The organism is Frigoribacterium sp. AP1, assembly GCF_056680555.1.
The window spans coordinates 2,886,658-2,904,467 of sequence record NZ_CM155288.1; the positions used below are offsets into that span (position 1 = coordinate 2,886,658).

Sequence of the window (17,810 nt, forward strand, 5' to 3'; positions counted from 1 at the left end):
TGGTAAGTCGCCTTGGGTTTGCGCTCGAAACCCCGGGTCGGGAATTTCCCTTGACGCCGAGACATCGGAGTGCCTTATGCTCCGCCGGTAGCCTGGGGCCATGACCTCCGAGCTCACCTGGCCCTCCATCATCGACGCTCTCCTCGCCGGGCGCGACCTCTCGATCAGCGAGGCCACGTGGTCCATGGAGCAGGTCATGACGGGCGACGTCACCCCTGCCCAGCTCGGAGCCTTCCTGGTCGCCCTCCGCGCCAAGGGCGAGACGGTGGACGAGATCGTCGGCTTCCGCGACGCCGTCCTCGCCCACGCCGTGCCCCTTCCGGTCGACAGCATGGCGGTCGACATCGTCGGGACGGGTGGTGACCGCTTCGGGACGGTGAACGTCTCGACCATGGCCTCGGTCGTCGTGGCGGCGACCGGTGTGCCGGTCATCAAGCACGGCAACCGGGCGGCGAGTTCGTCGTCGGGCTCCTCGGACGTCCTGTCGGCCCTCGGCATCGACCTGACCATCGGGGCCGACCGTGTGGCTGAGGTCCTGAAGGAAGCAGGGTTGACCTTCGCCTTCGCCGCTGCATTCCACCCGGGTTTCGGCAACGCCGCCGCCGTGCGTCGCGAGATCGGCGTCCCGACGGTCTTCAATTTCCTGGGTCCCCTGGTGAACCCGGCACGACCCGAGGCGAGCGCGGTCGGCGTCGCGTCGCTCGACAAGGTCCCGCTGATCGTGGGCGTGTTCCAGACGCGCGGCGCGACCGCCCTCGTGTTCCGCGGCGACGACGGCCTCGACGAACTGACCACGACGGGTCACAGCCACATCTGGGAGGTCACCGGGGGCTCGGTGACCGAGCACGACCTCGATCCCCTCGAGTTGGGCATCCCCCGCGCGCGCATCTCCGACCTCGTCGGGGGGGACGCGGTGCACAACGCGGGCATCGCCCGTGAGGTCCTCGCGGGGGAGCGCGGTCCGGTCCGCGACATCGTGTTGCTCAACGCCGCGGCCGGGCTGGTGTCCTACGGGCTGGCGGCGGATCCGAGCCAGCGCGAACGGCCTCTCCTCGCTCGTTTCCGGGAGCAGTTGGACGTCGCGGCCCGGGCCGTCGACTCGGGCGCGGCGATCGCGAAACTGGACCAGTGGGTGGCGGCGACCCGCGCCTCCTGAGGTGCACCGCGCCTCCTCGTCCTGAGGGGGCGGACGACGAAGGGCCCGTCCGGTCGGACGGGCCCTTCGCGCAGGGGATCAGTTCACGTCGTCGTCGACCCAGTCGAAGGTCTTCGTGACGGCCTTCTTCCAGAGACGCAGCGTGCGGTCACGCTCGTCGGCGTCGATGTTCGGGGTCCAGCGCTTGTCCTCCTGCCAGTTGGCACGGAGGTCGTCGAGGGTCTCCCAGAAGCCGACCGCGAGACCGGCTGCGTAGGCCGCGCCGAGGGCGGTGGTCTCGGCGACCACCGGGCGGACGACCGGGACGTCGAGGATGTCGGCTTGGAACTGCATGAGCGCGTCGTTGGCGGTCATGCCGCCGTCGACCTTGAGCTCGGTCAGGTCGACGCCCGAGTCGGCGTTGACCGCGTCGAGCACCTCACGGGTCTGGAACGCGGTCGCCTCGAGGGCGGCACGGGCGATGTGGCCCTTGTTGACGTAGCGGGTGAGGCCCACGAGGGCACCTCGCGCGTCCGAACGCCAGTAGGGCGCGAACAGACCCGAGAACGCGGGCACGAAGTAGACCCCGCCGTTGTCCTCGACGGTCTTGGCCAGCTCTTCGACCTCGGGGGCCGAGCCGATCATGCCCAGGTTGTCGCGCAGCCACTGGATCAGCGAGCCCGTGACGGCGATGGACCCCTCGAGCGCGTAGTGGGGTGCGGCGTCGCCGAGCTTGTAGCCGAGCGTCGTGAGCAGCCCGTTCTTCGAGTGGACGATCTCTTCGCCCGTGTTGAAGATCAGGAAGTTGCCGGTGCCGTACGTGTTCTTCGACTCGCCCTGGTCGAAGGCGGCCTGACCGAACGTGGCGGCCTGCTGGTCGCCGAGGATGCCGGCGATGGGCACCTCGCGCAGCAGGCTCGAGGCCTCGACCGTGCCGTAGACCTCGGACGAGCTCTTGATCTCGGGGAGCATCGACCTCGGCACGTCGAACGCCTCGAGGATGTCGTCGCGCCACTCGAGCGTCTCGAGGTCCATGAAGAGGGTGCGCGAGGCGTTCGTGACGTCGGTGACGTGGACGCCTCCGTCGGTGCCACCGGTGAGGTTCCAGAGGACCCAGGTGTCGGTCGTGCCGAACAGCAGGTCGCCGGCCTCGGCCTTCTCGCGGGCGCCCTCGACGTTCTCGAGGATCCAGACGACCTTCGTGCCCGAGAAGTAGGTCGCGAGCGGCAGGCCGACGATGGGCTTGAAGCGCTCGACGCCTCCGTCGGCGGCCAGGCGGTCGACGATGGGCTGCGTGCGGGTGTCCTGCCAGACGATGGCGTTGTACACGGCCTTGCCGGTGGTCTTGTCCCAGACCACGGCGGTCTCGCGCTGGTTCGTGATGCCGACGGCCTTGATGTTGTGGCGCGTGATGTCGGCACGGGAGAGGGCCTGGCCGATGACCTCGCGGGTGTTCTCCCAGATCTCGGCGGGGTCGTGCTCGACCCAGCCGGCGCGGGGGAAGATCTGCTCGTGCTCTTTCTGGCCGGTGGCCACGATCGAGCCCGAGTGGTCGAAGATGATGGCACGGGTGCTGGTGGTTCCCTGGTCGATGGCCAGGACGTAGTCGGTGTCGCTCACGGGTGGAACTCCTTCGTCGTTGATGGATGCGGCTCGCACGGAGGCCCGGGTCGGTCCATTCGAGCGGACGGGCCCGAGCCTCTGCTGGGAGCGGGTGGATCGATCGGCGTCGGGCGGCCCGGGGGAGCCGGCCTCGACCGATCAGTGGGTCGCCGGGTCAGGCGGCGAGGGGGAGGAGCGGGAAGGACAGCAGCGCCGCCAGGGCGCCACCGACGAGGGGGCCGACGACCGGCACCCAGGCGTAGGACCAGTCGCTGCCGCCCTTGCCCTTGATGGGCAGGAACGCGTGGGCGATGCGGGGTCCGAGGTCACGGGCGGGGTTGATGGCGTAGCCGGTGGGGCCACCGAGCGAAGCGCCGATGCCGACAACGAGCAGCGCGACGGCGAGGCCGCCGAGCGGGCCGAGGTTGGCGGCGTTCGGGGAGGCGCCGTTGGTGATGGCGATGATCGTGAAGACCAGCACGAAGGTGCCGATGATCTCGGTCACGAGGTTCCAGCCGTAGTTGCGGATGGCGGGGCCGGTCGAGAACACGCCCAGCTTCGTGGCCGGGTCGGGCTCGTCGTCGAAGTGCTGCTTGTAGGCCAGCCAGACGACGACCGCACCGATGATGGCACCGACCATCTGCGCCGCGACGTAGACCAGGAAGGCGGCGAACGTGATGTTGCCGAGGATCAGCTGCGCGATGCTGACGGCCGGGTTCAGGTGCGCCCCGGACGAGTACGAGGCCAGGATTCCGACGAAGACCGCGAGGCCCCAGCCGAAGTTGACCATGAGCGTGCCGCCGTTGAAGCCCTTCGTCTTCGTCAGGGCGACGTTGGCGACGACTCCGCCACCGAGGGTGAGCAGCAATGCGGTGCCCACCGTTTCTGAAAGAAAAATCAATCCCAGGTTCACGTCGACCTTCCTTGTCGTACGGCGGGGCGACAGTGCACCCGCGGTGAGCGTGTGTCAACACCTTAGTGCTGTGATCACATGCGACGAGAAGGAAAGATCAGGTGTTTGCACATATGTGCATCAGGGGGTCCTGGGAGTAGGTTGAGCGGCAGCCTGGTGCACCCGAGCACTGCCTCTCGCGCCGAGAAAGGGACTTCGATGAAGAAGCTCATCAACGATCCGTCCGACGTCGTCGACGAGGCCGTCGCCGGCTTCGGCGCGGCGCACGCCGACCTCGTGGTCGTCTCACACGATCCGACGTTCGTCCGCCGTTCGGCGGCTCCCGTGCCGGGGAAGGTCGCACTCGTCAGCGGCGGCGGCAGCGGTCACGAGCCCTTGCACGCGGGGTTCGTCGGCTTCGGCATGTTGTCTGCCGCGGTGCCGGGCCCCGTCTTCACGTCGCCCACGCCCGATCCGATCGTCGCCGCGACGCAGGCCGTGGACGCCGGCGCAGGCGTCCTGTACATCGTCAAGAACTACACGGGAGACGTGCTCAACTTCGAGACGGCGGCCGACCTCGCCGAGGCCGAGGGCATCACGGTCCGGACGGTGCTCGTGGACGACGACGTGGCGGTCAAGGACTCGCTGTACACCGCCGGACGCCGAGGCGTCGCCGGAACGGTCGTGGTCGAGAAGACCGCAGGGGCCGCCGCCGAGCGGGGCGACTCGCTCGACGCGGTCGCCGAGGTGGCCCGACGCACGAACGCGGAGTCCCGGTCGATGGGCGTCGCGCTCTCGGCGGGCACGGTCCCGCACGCCGGCGAGCCGAGCTTCACGCTGGCCGACGACGAGGTCGAGATCGGCATCGGCATCCACGGTGAACCCGGCCGTGAGCGCATCCCGCTCGAGCCGGTCGATGCCATCGTCGACCGCCTGCTGGCCGCCGTGACCGGCGACCTCGAACTCGCATCCGGCGAGCGGGTGCTGCTCTTCGTGAACGGGATGGGCGGCACGCCGCTCGTCGAGCTGTACATCGCCTACCGCCGGGCGGCCGAGGCTCTCGAGGCGCGAGGCGTCGAGGTGTACCGCAGCCTGGTCGGCTCGTACGTCACGTCGCTCGAGATGCAGGGCATGTCCATCACGCTGACCCGTCTGGACGACGAGCTGACCGAGCTCTGGGACGCCCCGGTCGAGACCGCGGCCTTGCGCCGAGGCCGATAGACGTCCGTCCCGCCCGCGGACCACGCCGTCCCGACGGCGGGCACGCAGCACCGCATCACCGCACCACGAGAGGAACGACCACCGCATGACACTCGACGCCACCTGGACCCGGGCCTGGATCGACAGGACGGCCGACGTCGTCGCCGCCGAGCACACGGCACTCAGCGAGCTCGACCGGCAGATCGGCGACGGCGACCACGGTGAGAACCTGACGCGGGGCTTCACCGCCGTCCGGGCCAAGCTCGCCGACCTCCCCGCCGACGCGACGCCCGGGGCCGCCCTCAAGCTCGTCGCCACGACCCTCATCTCGACGGTGGGCGGGGCCTCGGGCCCTCTGCTCGGCACGGCGTACCTCAAGGGGTCGGCGGCTCTGGGCGACGCCACCGAGCTGGACGCGGAGGCGCTGGTCGCCTTCCTCACGGCGGCCCGCGACGGCGTCGTGCTGAGGGGCAAGGCGGAGGTCGGCGACAAGACCATGATCGACGCGTGGACCCCGGCCGTCGATGCGGCGACCGCGGCCGCCGCGGACGGAGCGTCGCCCGCGGCAGTCCTCCGCGCAGCAGCCGACGCCGCAGCGGCCGGTGCCGCGTCGACCGAACCCCTCGTCGCCCGCAAGGGTCGAGCCAGCTACCTCGGCGAGCGTGCCGTGGGCCACCGTGACCCCGGCGCGCAGTCGTCGTCCCTCATCATCGCCGCGGCGGCCGACGCCGCCGACGGCTCGAGCAAGGAGTCCTGAGCATGCCCACCATCGGAATCGTCGTCGTCTCGCACAGTGCCAAGATCGCCGAGGGGGTGGTCGACCTGGCCCGCCAGATGGCCCCGACGACCACCCTCGTGGCTGCCGGAGGGACCGACGACGGGTCCATCGGGACCAGCTTCGACAAGATCTCCGCCGCCCTCGCCGAGGCCTCGCGAGGTGGCGGAGCCGTGGTGCTCTGCGATCTCGGCTCCGCCATCCTCACGAGCGAGACGGCCGTCGACTTCCTCGACGACGCCGACAAGCAGCGCGTGGTCATCGCCGACGCCCCTCTGGTCGAGGGCACGGTGGCCGCGGCCGTCTCCGCCGAGACCGGGGGAGACCTCGAGGCCGTCGCGGCGGCGGCCCGGACGGCCACCGGCGTCGCCGACGCACATGCCGACGAGCGCGACCTCCGAGGTGGCGACGCGGTCGAGCGATCGGCCGTGCTCGTCAACGCGTCGGGGCTGCACGCCCGCCCGGCCGCCGACCTCGTCACGCACGCGTCGCGGTTCCAGGCGGACGTCACGGTGAACGGTGTCGACGCCAAGAGCTTGTTGCGCATCATGGGGTTGAACGTGGGCGTCGGTTCGACGGTGGCCGTGATGGCGACCGGCCCGGACGCCACGGCCGCCGTGGACGACCTCATCACGTTGATCGAAGGCGGCTTCGGCGAGAAGGCGAGCTGATCACCCGCCTGCACCGCGCCTCCTGACCTCGGGGTCTGCAGGTCCCGAGGTCAGCGCCGTCGCGACCACTTGGAGAGGAGCATGTCGCCCGACAGCAGGACGTGGTCGAGGGCGAGCCCGCGCAGCGCCATGGCCTCACGGGCCGCGACGATGCGCGGCCCGGCTCCGCCCTCGAGCTTCGGCGAGACGGTGAGGCACAGTTCGTCGACGACGTCGGCGGCGACCAGGTCACCGAGCAACGCCGGTCCGCCCTCGGTGTGGATCTGCGACAGCCCCCGCTCGACCAGTGCCTGGACCAGGAGGCGCGGGTCGACCCGGTCACGACCGCACGACACGACGTCGGCGACCTCGTCGAGGCGGGACCGAGCCGCGTGAGGTGCCTCGTCGTGGGTGAGCACCAGGGGCCGGACGGGCGCGTCGGCGAACACGTCGCTCGTCGGGTCGAGCCCGAGCCGCCCGGAGACGACGGCGAAGACGGGATGATCTGGCAGGCCGGCCTCGCGCCGCCAGGCGACGGCCTCCTCGCCGAGCCGCATCGGGCCGTAGCCCTCGTCGCGGACCGTGCCCGCACCGACCACGACGACGTCGGAGAGCTGACGCAACAGGTCGAAGACGAGCAGGTCGGCGGGGCCGCCCAGGTCGCGGGTCCGCCCGTCGGCCGTCGCCGAGCCGTCGACGCTCGCGACGACGTTCGCCCGCACGCGAGGCGTCGTCCGGTCGTGGGGCCGGTGGAGATCGACGAGATCGTCCATGGTCAACGTGCCACGGCCCACCGGGGGAGCGGGATGCAACTGCGAGATGGCGGCCGCGGTCACGAGACGTCCTCGGCGACGTTGTGGCGCTCGACGAGGGGGTCGCGCCAGCCCAGGATCGCCTCGACCATGCGGACGGCGTCGACACTGGCCCGGACGTCGTGCATCCGGACGATGCGCGCGCCCTGCAGCACGCTCATCGTGGCCGCTGCGAGCGAGCCGGCCAGGCGGTCGGGTTTGTCGCGACCGAGGGATTCGCCGACGAAGTCCTTGTTGGACACCGCTGCGAGCGTCGGGTGGCCTAGGGCGGCCACCTCGGACAGGCGCCGGGTCAGCTCGAGCGAGTGCCGGGTCGTCTTGTTCAGGTCGTGCCCCGGGTCGACGACGAGCCGGTCGTCGGGCACCCCGTGGGCGCGGGCCACGTCGACCCGCCGCGCGAGGAACTCGACGACCTCGGTGACGACGTCGTCGTAGTGCGGCCGGGGATGCGGGCGTCGGGGTGCGGCCAGGCTGTGGGTAACGACCAGCGTGGCGCCGCTGTCGGCGACCACGTCGGCCAACCGCGGGTCGTGGAGCCCCGTGGTGTCGTTGACGACGAGGGCCCCGGCGGCGATGACGCGTTCGGCGACCTCGGGGCGGAAGGTGTCGACCGAGATCACGACGTCCGACCGACTCGCGAGCGCCTCCACCACGGGCAGGACCCGGTCGAGTTCGTCGGTGGCCGACAGTTCGGGCCCGGGCGCGAAGGGGACACCCCCGATGTCGACCCAGTCGGCGCCCGCCGCGGCCGCGTCCACGGCGGCCTGCACGGCGCGGTCGAGGGCGAAGGTCGCACCCCGGTCGAAGAACGAGTCGGGCGTGCGGTTCACGATCGCCATCACGGCGACCTGGCGGGAGAAGTCGAAGGTCCGCGACCCGATGCGCCGTCGGGGGACGAGCAGAGGGGGGAGGGCGAGCCCGGGGGAGTCGCCCTCGCGGTGCCGCGCCGTGGCCTCAGGCACGAGGCGCGCCGATCAGGGCGACCGCCTCGGCCCGCGCCGACGGCTCGGACAGGACGCCCCGGCTCGCGAGCGTCACCGTCGTGCTGCCGGTCTGGCGGGGGCCCCGGGTCGTGATGCACCCGTGCGAGGCGTCGAGCACCACGAGGACGCCGTCCGGGCGGGCACCCGCCTGCACGGCCTCGGCGATCTCCTCGCCGAGGCGCTCCTGGAGCTGGGGGCGCGAGGCCACGGCGTCGACCACCCGGGGGAGCGCGCCCAACCCGACGATCGTCTCGCCGGGCACGTAGGCCACGTGCGCGACACCGACGAAGGGCAGCAGGTGGTGCTCGCACACCGACCGGAACGAGATGTCCCGCACGATCACGACCTCGCCGAGCTGATGGGCCTCGGCCGGGACGGTGGCCTGGCGGACGAGATCGGCCGCGTCGACGGACAGTCCGGAGAAGAACTCGGCGTAGGCGTCGGCCACGCGTCGAGGGGTGGACTCGAGCCCCGGACGGTCGACGTCCTCACCGATCGCTGCGAGCAGTTCGAGCACGGCGGCCTCGATGCGGGGCCGGTCGACGGGCGGGGGAGTCATCGGACCATCTTCTCAGGCGACGGGATCGACCGCGGGGTCGTTCTCGTCCGCGCCTGGTGTCGTCGATTCGCGGGGGAGCGCCTCGTGGTGCCGCCGTCCGTGGCTGCGCCGCGCCTCCTTCATCTCGGCCTCGAAGAGATGCCTTTTGCCGCCCGCGAGAGAATCACGTATGTTCTGCTCATGGTCGCGGAACGCGGCGTAGTACCCGTCGTCGTAGTCCTCGACGATCTGGTAGGTCCAGCGGCCCTCGACGACGTTGCGACCGACGAGGTCCCGATCGAGCAGGTCCGCGACCTCGACGTGGCCGGCTCGACGGAGCGACTCGACGGCGTCACCGAGTGCCAGGTCGGCCTTGCCGGTCAGTCGGTGGAAACCGTAGAGGAATCCCCGGGCCTGCTCGACGATCTCGAGCGCGGCCGAGAGTTCGCCGAGCGCCGCGACGGTGTCGTCGTCGAGTCCGTCGGGTCGGCGGTGCGCGTCGTCGGGCGGTGTGTGGGTCGCATCGGTCGTCATGCGACCAGGCAACTCCGAGGAGGCGCGGCGTGCGTCAGCGGGGAGTGCTTCCGACGCCCGATCCCACGTTACTTGACATAATGTGCATTATCAGTCATTAAGTGCAGTGGCCGGAAGGGGGCGCAGGCGTCCGCTGACCCTCAGGCGCCGGACGACTCGTCCAGCACATCGCGCAGCAGGTCGGCCAGGTCGCCGGGCTCGACCGGCTCGTCGATGGTCGTCAGCTCGTCGAGGCCGAACCAGCGCGACTCGAGGATGTCGGTCCGCTCGTCGTCGGTCCAGTCGTCGTCGACGACCTCGAAGTGCGGCAGGCGGACGACGAAGAACTCCGCGTGACCGTGCGTGTGGTCGGCGTCGTCCCAGGCCACCTCGAAGTCGTCCACCCGCACGACGTCGCCGACCTCCGTGACCACCTGGCCGGTCTCTTCGTGCAGCTCGCGGACGGCTGCCTCGACATGGGTCTCGCCCGGGTCGACACCGCCACCCGGGGTGATCCAGCGCGCCGACCGACTCGTGTCGGGCGCCACCGTCTTCATCAACAACAGACGGTCGTCCTCGTCGAGGACGAGGAGGCGCGAGGTCGCCCGCACGATGCGCTCGGTCACGAGGGCCTCCGTCTCAGACGATCGGCGCGAAGTCGCTGGTGTCGCCCACCAGCCGGGTGTGGTCTGCCGGGACGGGCTCGACGGCGGCCGACGCGACCTCGGCGGCGAACTCGGCGACGTTGTACAACTTGCCCGCGCTCTCTTTCCGCGACGAGATGGCGCCGGGGTTCGACCGCTCGAGCAGGGTCGCCGTGATGGTGCCCTCGATCATGTCGCCCGAGACCACGACGAACTCGACGCCCGCGGTCTCGAGCTGCGGCAGCATCTCGCGCAGGGCGTCCTCGCCGGCGCGCTTGCTGAGGGCGACGGGAAGGTACTCGGGCATGGTCTCGGTCGTGCGGATGAAGTGCGCCTGGTGGCTCGTGACGAAGACGACGCGCGAGCCCGGGGCGAGCAACGGCAGGGCCGCCGTCAGCAGTGCCACCTGGGCATCGCGGTTGAGCTTGAGTGCGTAGTCCTCGGCCATGCCGGTCTCCATGCCGCCCGAGGCGTTCATGACGAGGACGTCGAGGCCGCCCCAGGCGTCGCGCACGGTGTCGAACATCGTCGCCAGGCTGGCCTCGTCGGTCAGGTCGGCCCCGATGGCGATCGCCTCGCCACCGGCCTCTTCGATCTTCGCGACGAGCTGCAGGGCGCGCTTCTCCTTGTTGCGGTAGTTCACGACGACCTTGGCGCCGGCCTCGGCGAAGTACCGCACGGTGTCGGCGCCGATCCCCCGGGACGACCCGGTGACCAGGACTCGGGCTCCGGCGAGGGACTCTGCGGCGAGGGGGTTGGACAAGGCGTGCTCCAGACTGTGCGGGGATCGATCGGCCCGTGGGCCGGACTCGACCCTACCAATCCCCCTCGTCACCGTCGGTGGTGGGTGGTAGTTTCCATAACAGGGGAACGAGAGAAGGTCGACATGGACGTCCTGAACGATTACGCATGGGTCGCGTGGATCGCGCTCATCCTGGTGTTCGTCATCGTCGAGGTGACGACCCTCGAGTTCACCTTCCTCATGCTGGCCATCGGCAGCGTCGGCGGTCTGCTCGCCGGACTCTTCGGCGCCCCGTGGTGGCTGCAGGCGATCATCGCGGGCGTGCTCGCCGTCCTGCTGCTGTTCACCGTGCGGCCGCCGCTGCTGCGGGCGCTCCGCCGCGGGGGCGACCCGACCCCCAGCAACGTGGAGGCCCTGCTCGGGCTGCGCGGCACGGTCGTCGTGCCCATCGGCTCCGACCCGGGCCAGGTGAAGCTGTCGAACGGCGAGACCTGGACGGCACGGGTGCTGTCCTCCCCCGCGACGTCGGCCGGCGCTGACCTCGCACTCGACACCGGGTCCCCGGTCGTCGTGACCGCCATCGAGGGGTCGACGGCCTTCGTCGCTCCCGCAGAGAGGTCCTGAAGCCATGGACACCATCAGTGCCGGCACCGTCGTCACCATCGTGGTCGTCGCGATCGTCGTCGTGCTCGTCCTCGTCATCCTGTTCCGCTCGGTCCGCATCATCCCGCAGGCGAGTGCCGGCGTGGTCGAACGACTGGGGCGTTACCACAAGACCCTCTCCCCCGGCCTCAACCTGCTCGTGCCGTTCATCGACCGGGTGCGGCCCCTCATCGACATGCGTGAACAGGTCGTCTCGTTCCCCCCGCAGCCCGTCATCACCGAGGACAACCTGGTCGTCTCGATCGACACGGTCGTGTACTTCCAGGTGACGGACGCGCGCGCGGCCACCTACGAGATCGCCAACTACCTCGGGGCCGTCGAACAACTCACGACCACCACGCTGCGCAACGTGGTGGGTGGGCTCAACCTCGAGCAGGCCCTCACCAGCCGGGACAACATCAACGGTCAACTGCGCATCGTGCTCGACGAGGCGACCGGCAAGTGGGGCATCCGGGTCGGACGCGTCGAACTGAAGGCCATCGACCCGCCCCTGTCGATCCAGGACTCCATGGAACAGCAGATGCGTGCCGAGCGCAGCCGCCGCGCCGCCATCCTCACCGCCGAAGGCACGAAGCAGTCGCAGATCCTCGAGGCCGAGGGGTCACGACAGTCGTCGATCCTCAAGGCCGAAGGTGATGCGAAGGCCCAGGTGCTGAGGGCCCAGGGTGAGGCCGAGGCCATCGCCACCGTCTTCAACGCCATCCACGCCGGCGACCCCGACCCGAAGCTGCTCGCGTACCAGTACCTCCAGACCCTGCCGAAGATCGCGGACGGGTCGGCCAACACCATGTGGATCATCCCCAGTGAGCTGACCGAGGCGCTCAAGGGCATCGGGCAGGGCTTCTTCGCGCCTCGCGACCCGAACGCACCCGGGTGGACCCCGACCGAGGCTCCCAAGGTCTCCGAGATGGACGTCACGCCCGACCTGGCCTCGACCGTCGATCTCGAGGCCGAACCCGACCTCGGCTTCCCGACGGTGACGACGCCCGGTGGGACGGGCACCGCCACGGGGTCCGGAGGCGCGGGTGCCGCGGGCCCCGCCGGCCCGGCTCCCGAGACGGGTGCCCCGGGCACCGGCCCGACCGCTCCCCCGGCGACCTCGTAGTGCCGTCCGCTCCCCCGGTCTCGGCCGGCTGGTTCGCGCCGGCCGGCCCCCGGGTGCTGGCACACCGGGGCCTCGCCGTCGATGCTCCCGAGAACACCATGCTGGCGTTCGCCCTGGCCGTGTCCGCGGGCGCCAGGTACGTCGAGACCGACGTGCACGCCACGCGCGACGGCATCGCGGTCATCAGCCACGATCCCGACCTGAGGCGGGTCGCGGGACGCGAGCAGCGCCTCCTCGACCTAGACCTCGCGGACGTCAAGGCGATCCGGCTCGACGGTGAACACGAGATCCCGACCCTCGACGAGGCGCTCGACGCTTTCCCCGAGACCCGGTTCAACGTCGACCTCAAGTCCGACGAGGCCGTGGCGCCGGCCGTCCGAGCGATCGCCCGGGTCCGGGCGACGGACCGCGTCCTCGTGACCTCGTTCGACCACCGCAGGCGTCTGCGGGCGGTCCGGGCCCTGCCGGGAGTCGCGACGTCGGCCTCGACCCGGGGCATCGTCACGGCGATGGCGGCAGGCCTCGTGCCCCTCCCCGGGCTCAGGCGGACGCTGATGCGGCGCGCCCTCGTCGGGTGCCGGGCGGTTCAGGTCCCCGAGCGCAAGGGGCCGATCCGCATCGTCACGGCTGCTCGCGTCGCCGAGTGGGCCGATCTGGGTGTCGAGACGCACGTCTGGACCGTCAACGAGCCCGTGGACATGGTCCGGCTGCTCACCTTGGGCGTCCACGGCATCGTCACCGACCGCGCCGACCTGGCCCTCGACGAGGTGCGTCGACGCGCTGCGTGACCGACGTCCCCGTCTGCCTGGGCACTGTGAAGGGACTGTGAAATCGCACGGCTCGGAACGGCGGAGGTCCAGAACGGGTTACAACGGGTGATTGCAACGCGAGAGGAGACCACACAATGGCAGATCGCAGTTTGCGCGGAATGAGGCTCGGCAGCCAGAGCCTGCAGAGCGAAGAGGGCGTGGAGTTCTCGCCCCGCAAGAAGGCCGTCTACCAGACGACCGACGGTCAGACGTTCGACATGGTGTTCGCTGCGGATGCCGAGATCCCGGACATCTGGCAGTCCCCCAAGAGTGGCCAAGAGGGTCGTCTGTTGTCGGCCGACGGCAAGCCGGTCGAGATCGACGCCGCTGACGTGAAGGTCCCCCGCAGCCACTGGGACATGTTGCTCGAGCGTCGCAGCCGTGACGAACTCGAGGAGCTCCTCCAAGAACGACTCGACTTCTTGAGGGCCCGCAAGGGTCAGCACAAGATCGGCGCCTGACGGCCCGTTCGGCATCACGAAGACGAGAAGGCCCGACCACCTCACGGTGGTCGGGCCTTCTTTCGATCCGGGCGTCGCGAGACGTCAGTCGACGACGCGCCACCGCGGCAGGATCGGATTGGGTGCCTCGTCGAGCATGCGTCGACGAGCCGACCGGCGTGTACCGATGAACAGACGGGACAGCAGCAGCATCGCGAGACCGAAGAACGACACGAGCAGCTCGATCGCACGACTCGCCGCGACGGCAGGTGTCGTCCCGGTGCCGAGATCGACCACCGCCACCATGGTGCCGGGCTCGTAGTCGGGGATGCTCGCGGTCGTCGTGCCCGAGGCGTCGATGGCTCGCGTCGAGGCGACGGTCGAGACGTTGACCAGGGGCCGGGCCGTCTCGATGGCGCGCAGTCGGGCGATCGCGAGCTGCTGTTCGTTCTCGTCCGTCTGGCCGGGACGGGTGCCGAAGTCGGCGTTGTTCGTCTGGCCGATGATGACCTGGGCACCCTCGTCCATCATGTTCGTGATGAGCTGGTCGTCGACGATGTCGAAGCAGATCGAGATGCCCGCCCGGAAGTCACCCAGGTCGAAGACCTCGTCACGCGTGCCCGGGGTGTAGTCCCGGCCGATCAGGTCGATGAGATCGGGGGCGAAAGGCCGCCAGAAATCACGGTCGGGGACGTACTCGCCGAACGGGACCGGGTGCTTCTTGTCGTACTGGTCCCTCACGCCTCCGTCGGACCAGAGCAAGGACGAGTTGTAGACGGTCTCGCCGTCGTCGCTCTCGGTGATGACTCCCGACACGAGGGGTGCGTCGTAGCCTCGGGAGATCGCGTCGAAGACGTACTGGCCGGTGGCGTCACGAGTGGGATCGCGGTCGCTGCCGCCCTCGGGCCAGACGATCATGTCGAGGGAGCGCTGGTCTTCCGGCAACTGCGCGAGCTGGGCCTGGAGGTCGCTCATCGCGAGCACCTGGGCGTTGGTCAGGTCGCCGTACTGCCGGTCGGCGAAGTAGCCGGCGTCGCCGTCACCTTGGACCGCGGCGATGGTGGCCGTGCCGGAGGAGTGGGTCGGCCACGCGGGCACCGCGAGGGCGGCGACCACGACCGTGGCACCCGCGAGCACACGGGTCGAACCCCGGACGGTCGTCTGGAGGGCGAGCTGGATCAAAGCGGCGACGATCGCCACCATGAGGAACGACAGCCCCGAGATGCCCAGCCAGGCGACGAGGCTGGCGAACGGGCTCTCGGATTGGCTGAGCGCCACGCGACCCCAGGCGAACCCGCCGTAGGGCCAGGTGCCGGCGACGAACTCTCGGAGCGTCCAGAGCCCCCCTACGACGACGGGCAGGAGGACCGTTCGGCCCAGGGTGCCGGGCCAGATGCGCGGGACCCAGCGGTACGCGAGGGTGATGAGCATCGCCCCCGCGGCGAAGAAGAGCGCCTCGAGCGTCGACAGGGCGGCCCAGGGCACGACGCCGAGGAAGAGCGTCGCCCACGAGATGTGGATCAGGTAGAAGGACAGGCCCGCCACGAGGCCGACCAGGAAGGAGCCACCGAGCGACCGGCCTCGGAGGGCCAATAGCACGAATCCGATGCCGACGAACGTCAACGGCCAGACGTCACCGTCAGGGAAGCCACCGTCGAGGACGGCGCCGGCGCCGAGCGCGACGATCAGGGCCAGCCAGAGGGGCAGTCGGACGTCGGTCGCTCGGGAAGACACCTCGCGATTCTAGGTGGCGGCGTCTGGGAGGCCGGTCGTCGTCGGCCACTGCCCGGCCCCGGCGGGCCGAGGGCTCAGGGGCCGACCGCGGTGTAGGCCACGATGCCGCGACGGACGGCGTCGAGCGCCTGCCGTGCCGTCGGGCCGACCGGCAGGTCCCCCACGACCGACAGCTGGTCGAGCAGGTCGATCGTCTGTTTCGTCCAGCGCACGAAGTCGCCCGCTGCGAGGTCGGCGTCGTCGAGCACCGAGTCGAGGGCGGCACCTCGGGCCCAACGGTGCATCGCCAGGGCGAGACCCGGTGCCGGGGGCTGGCTGCCGGGCAGGCGGTGTTCGTGCTCGAGGTCGTCGAGCTCGGCCCAGAGCAGCTGGGTGGCGTCGAGGGCGGCACGGAACTCGCCCCGGGGCAGGAACCGCTCGGAGAGCTGGCCCTCGTCCCGCCGGGGCTCGTACACGAGCGTGGCGGCCATGGCGGCCATCGACGGCACGTCGAGCATGTTCCACAGGCCGAGGCGGAGGCTCTCGGCCACGAGCAGGTCGCGATCGCCGTAGATGCGGCGCAACGTGCGACCGGTCGGGGCGACGGTGACCTCGGCGTCCCGGGGAACGCGACCCGCGCCTCCGGCGTTCGTGCCCGTCGGGAGGAGGTAGCCGCGGTCGAGCAGCACGTCGGTGACGCGGTCGAAGACCTTGGCCACGGCGCCGGTCCGGCTGCGGATCTGCGCCGACAGCTGGTCGGTCTGCTTCTTGAGCTTGAACCAGCGCTCCGACCAGCGGGCGTGCTGCTCGCGATCGGGGCAGGCGTGGCACGGATGCTGCCGGACCTGCCGTCGGAGTTCGACGATGCGTCGTTGACGTTTGTCGCGTTCGGCCCGCGACTGCGAGTCGGCACGAGCCGCCCCTTGCTTCTCGAGGTCGCCCACCTCTCGACGCAGCATCGTGTACTCACCGAAGTCGCCCAGATGGCAGGCCATCGACGCGGCGTAGCCGTCGAGCGACTGCTGCTGCGACCGCACCTTGCGTGCCAGGTCGACGACCGAGCGGTCGGCCTGGAACTGGGCGAAGGAGGTCTCGAGCACCTCGCGGGTACGGGATCGACCGAACTGCTCGATGAGGTTCACGGCCATGTTGTACGTCGGCCGGAAGCTGCTGTTCATCGGGTAGGTGCGTCGCGAGGCCAGTGAGGCTACGGCCTGCGGGTCGAGGCCCTGCTGCCACTGGATCAGAGAGTGGCCCTCGACGTCGATGCCTCGACGACCGGCGCGACCGGTCAGCTGGGTGTACTCACCGGGCGTGATGGGCACCCGGGCCTCTCCGTTGAACTTCTCGAGCTTCTCGAGCACGACGGTGCGGGCGGGCATGTTGATGCCCAGCGCGAGCGTCTCGGTCGCGAACACGACCTTGACGAGCTTCTTCTGGAACAGCTCCTCGACGACCTCTTTGAACGCCGGCAGCAGGCCGGCGTGGTGGGCGGCCACGCCCCGTTCGAGCCCGTCGAGCCAGCGCCAGTAGCCGAGCACCGCGAGGTCTTCGTCGCGCAGGGTGCGGCAGCGGGCCTCGACGATCTCGCGGATCTCTCGACGCTGGTCGGCGGTCGTCAGGCGGATGCCCGACCTCAGCACCTGGGACACGGCCTGGTCGCAGCCCACTCGGCTGAAGACGAAGAAGATGGCGGGAAGCAGGTTCTGGTCGTCGAGCATCTCGACGATCTTCCAGCGGTCAAGGCGTCCGGGGCCACCCTGCGTGGGCGGGACGACGTGGCCCCGGGGACCCGTCCGTCCGGCGGAACGGGAGTCCCGCCGTCCGCCGCTGCGACCACCACGCCGCCCGAGCGAGGTGGCCCGGAGGAGTTCGGGGTTCACCCGGTTCGTCGCCGCCTGCCCCGAGGAGTCGAACAGGTCGAGGAACTTGCCCCCGACGAGGACGTGCTGGTCCAGGGGCACGGGGCGGTCCTCGGAGACGATGACCTCGGTGCTGCCGCGGACCGTCTGCAACCAGTCACCGAACTCTTCGGCGTTGGACACCGTCGCGCTGAGCGAGATGAGCCGGACGTCGAGGGGCAGGTGGATGATGACCTCTTCCCACACCGCGCCCCGGAACCGGTCGGCGAGGAAGTGGACCTCGTCGAGGACGACGTAGCGCAGGTCGGTCAACATCTCGGACCCGGCGTAGATCATGTTGCGGAGGACCTCTGTCGTCATCACGACGATGCGAGCCCGCGAATTCACGTTCGTGTCGCCGGTCAGCAGCCCGACCTCGGACGCGCCGTACTCGGCCACCAGCTCTTGGAACTTCTGGTTGCTCAGGGCCTTCATCGGGGCGGTGTAGAAGACCTTGGCCCGAGGGTCTTGCATGGCGAGGTGGATGGCGTACTCGGCCACCAGCGTCTTGCCGGCGCCCGTGGGAGCCGCGACGAGGACGCTGTCGCCTTCTTCGAGGGCGGCGCAGGCGGCGATCTGGAACGGGTCGAGGGTGAAGCCCAGGCGGGACCGGAAGGCCTGGAGCTTGGGGGTCTTCACGCGTGTCTTCGCCGCGGCGAAGCGCTCCGCCGGGCTGAGGTCGGGGCTCATCGG

At 70.3% G+C, this 17,810-nt stretch carries 18 protein-coding genes; 8 read left to right on the forward strand and 10 right to left on the reverse strand.

Annotated elements, in window-relative coordinates; all coding sequences use genetic code 11:
- Window positions 1-100 precede the first annotated feature (100 nt).
- The gene (gene trpD / locus AC1MBW_RS13700) at window positions 101-1,156 is read left to right on the forward strand and encodes an anthranilate phosphoribosyltransferase (protein ID WP_054146160.1); all 1,056 of its coding nucleotides are present in this window, start codon (window positions 101-103) and stop codon (window positions 1,154-1,156) included.
- A 78-nt stretch (window positions 1,157-1,234) separates the two neighbouring features.
- Here trpD and glpK read toward each other — a convergent pair whose 3' ends face one another.
- Both glpK and AC1MBW_RS13710 read right to left on the reverse strand, forming a co-directional pair.
- Complete coding sequence (gene glpK, locus AC1MBW_RS13705; protein WP_043594942.1) at window positions 1,235-2,755, reverse strand: glycerol kinase GlpK; 1,521 nt, start codon at window positions 2,753-2,755, stop codon at window positions 1,235-1,237.
- Window positions 2,756-2,912: 157 nt separating this feature from the next.
- Entirely contained in the window at window positions 2,913-3,650 is a 738-nt protein-coding gene (locus tag AC1MBW_RS13710; RefSeq protein WP_082383341.1) for an MIP/aquaporin family protein, read from the reverse strand.
- Window positions 3,651-3,848: 198 nt separating this feature from the next.
- Here AC1MBW_RS13710 and dhaK point away from each other — a divergent pair, with 198 nt between their 5' ends.
- The 3 genes from dhaK (at window position 3,849) to dhaM (ending at window position 6,275) form a co-directional block, all read left to right on the forward strand.
- Window positions 3,849-4,850 (forward strand): dihydroxyacetone kinase subunit DhaK, encoded by a 1,002-nt coding sequence (gene dhaK, locus AC1MBW_RS13715; protein WP_480024826.1) that lies wholly within the window; start codon window positions 3,849-3,851, stop codon window positions 4,848-4,850.
- A gap of 85 nt (window positions 4,851-4,935) precedes the next feature.
- A complete protein-coding gene (dhaL, locus tag AC1MBW_RS13720; RefSeq protein ID WP_480024827.1) occupies window positions 4,936-5,586 on the forward strand; it encodes a dihydroxyacetone kinase subunit DhaL in 651 nt (216 codons plus the stop codon).
- Window positions 5,587-5,588: 2 nt separating this feature from the next.
- Window positions 5,589-6,275: a dihydroxyacetone kinase phosphoryl donor subunit DhaM gene (gene dhaM / locus AC1MBW_RS13725; RefSeq protein WP_480024828.1), complete on the forward strand. Its 687-nt coding sequence runs from the start codon at window positions 5,589-5,591 to the stop codon at window positions 6,273-6,275.
- Window positions 6,276-6,325: 50 nt separating this feature from the next.
- On the opposite strand, the gene AC1MBW_RS13730 is transcribed toward dhaM, so the two are convergent.
- The 6 genes from AC1MBW_RS13730 to AC1MBW_RS13755 form a co-directional block, all read right to left on the reverse strand.
- Entirely contained in the window at window positions 6,326-7,090 is a 765-nt protein-coding gene (locus AC1MBW_RS13730) for a pyrimidine reductase family protein (RefSeq protein WP_480024829.1), read from the reverse strand.
- Window positions 7,087-8,028 carry a dihydropteroate synthase gene (gene folP, locus AC1MBW_RS13735; RefSeq protein WP_480024830.1) on the reverse strand — a complete coding sequence of 314 codons (942 nt, stop codon included), beginning with the start codon at window positions 8,026-8,028 and terminating at the stop codon, window positions 7,087-7,089. Before folP ends, AC1MBW_RS13730 begins: the two co-directional genes overlap by 4 nt.
- Window positions 8,021-8,608, reverse strand: coding sequence for a GTP cyclohydrolase I (gene folE / locus AC1MBW_RS13740; RefSeq protein ID WP_480024831.1), 588 nt, complete (start codon window positions 8,606-8,608; stop codon window positions 8,021-8,023). Before folE ends, folP begins: the two co-directional genes overlap by 8 nt.
- A gap of 12 nt (window positions 8,609-8,620) precedes the next feature.
- Window positions 8,621-9,121, reverse strand: a complete 501-nt coding sequence (locus AC1MBW_RS13745; protein ID WP_480024832.1) for a hypothetical protein — start codon at window positions 9,119-9,121, stop codon at window positions 8,621-8,623.
- 140 nt (window positions 9,122-9,261) lie between these two features.
- Complete coding sequence (locus AC1MBW_RS13750; protein WP_480024833.1) at window positions 9,262-9,726, reverse strand: NUDIX hydrolase; 465 nt, start codon at window positions 9,724-9,726, stop codon at window positions 9,262-9,264.
- 13 nt (window positions 9,727-9,739) lie between these two features.
- On the reverse strand, window positions 9,740-10,507 hold the full coding sequence (locus AC1MBW_RS13755; protein WP_054146152.1) for an SDR family oxidoreductase: 768 nt from the start codon (window positions 10,505-10,507) through the stop codon (window positions 9,740-9,742).
- 123 nt (window positions 10,508-10,630) lie between these two features.
- On the opposite strand from AC1MBW_RS13755, the gene AC1MBW_RS13760 reads away from it, so the two are divergent.
- The 4 genes from AC1MBW_RS13760 (at window position 10,631) to AC1MBW_RS13775 (ending at window position 13,524) form a co-directional block, all read left to right on the forward strand.
- The gene (locus AC1MBW_RS13760) at window positions 10,631-11,110 is read left to right on the forward strand and encodes an NfeD family protein (protein WP_054146151.1); all 480 of its coding nucleotides are present in this window, start codon (window positions 10,631-10,633) and stop codon (window positions 11,108-11,110) included.
- Between the two features lie 4 nt (window positions 11,111-11,114).
- On the forward strand, window positions 11,115-12,254 hold the full coding sequence (locus AC1MBW_RS13765; protein ID WP_480024834.1) for an SPFH domain-containing protein: 1,140 nt from the start codon (window positions 11,115-11,117) through the stop codon (window positions 12,252-12,254).
- Window positions 12,254-13,042: a glycerophosphodiester phosphodiesterase family protein gene (locus AC1MBW_RS13770; RefSeq protein WP_480024835.1), complete on the forward strand. Its 789-nt coding sequence runs from the start codon at window positions 12,254-12,256 to the stop codon at window positions 13,040-13,042. The genes AC1MBW_RS13765 and AC1MBW_RS13770 overlap by 1 nt, the downstream gene beginning before the upstream one ends.
- 116 nt (window positions 13,043-13,158) lie before the next feature.
- Window positions 13,159-13,524 (forward strand): RNA polymerase-binding protein RbpA, encoded by a 366-nt coding sequence (locus tag AC1MBW_RS13775; RefSeq protein WP_480024836.1) that lies wholly within the window; start codon window positions 13,159-13,161, stop codon window positions 13,522-13,524.
- Window positions 13,525-13,608: 84 nt separating this feature from the next.
- Here the strand turns inward: AC1MBW_RS13775 and lnt are convergent, their stop codons facing one another.
- The gene (gene lnt, locus AC1MBW_RS13780) at window positions 13,609-15,237 is read right to left on the reverse strand and encodes an apolipoprotein N-acyltransferase (protein ID WP_480024837.1); all 1,629 of its coding nucleotides are present in this window, start codon (window positions 15,235-15,237) and stop codon (window positions 13,609-13,611) included.
- A 74-nt stretch (window positions 15,238-15,311) separates the two neighbouring features.
- Window positions 15,312-17,807, reverse strand: a complete 2,496-nt coding sequence (locus AC1MBW_RS13785) for a DEAD/DEAH box helicase (RefSeq protein WP_480024838.1) — start codon at window positions 17,805-17,807, stop codon at window positions 15,312-15,314.
- Window positions 17,808-17,810: the final 3 nt, after the last annotated feature.

Excerpts from the sequence above, each read along its gene's own strand:
- dhaL (WP_480024827.1), top strand. The coding sequence starts at position 4,936 with ATGACACTCGACGCCACCTGGACCCGGGCCTGGATCGACAGGACGGCC.
- folE (WP_480024831.1), bottom strand. The coding sequence starts at position 8,608 with ATGACTCCCCCGCCCGTCGACCGGCCCCGCATCGAGGCCGCCGTGCTC.
- AC1MBW_RS13765 (WP_480024834.1), top strand. The coding sequence starts at position 11,115 with ATGGACACCATCAGTGCCGGCACCGTCGTCACCATCGTGGTCGTCGCG.
- dhaM (WP_480024828.1), top strand. The coding sequence starts at position 5,589 with ATGCCCACCATCGGAATCGTCGTCGTCTCGCACAGTGCCAAGATCGCC.
- AC1MBW_RS13785 (WP_480024838.1), bottom strand. The coding sequence starts at position 17,807 with ATGAGCCCCGACCTCAGCCCGGCGGAGCGCTTCGCCGCGGCGAAGACA.
- trpD (WP_054146160.1), top strand. The coding sequence starts at position 101 with ATGACCTCCGAGCTCACCTGGCCCTCCATCATCGACGCTCTCCTCGCC.
- AC1MBW_RS13760 (WP_054146151.1), top strand. The coding sequence starts at position 10,631 with ATGGACGTCCTGAACGATTACGCATGGGTCGCGTGGATCGCGCTCATC.
- dhaK (WP_480024826.1), top strand. The coding sequence starts at position 3,849 with ATGAAGAAGCTCATCAACGATCCGTCCGACGTCGTCGACGAGGCCGTC.
- AC1MBW_RS13775 (WP_480024836.1), top strand. The coding sequence starts at position 13,159 with ATGGCAGATCGCAGTTTGCGCGGAATGAGGCTCGGCAGCCAGAGCCTG.
- AC1MBW_RS13745 (WP_480024832.1), bottom strand. The coding sequence starts at position 9,121 with ATGACGACCGATGCGACCCACACACCGCCCGACGACGCGCACCGCCGA.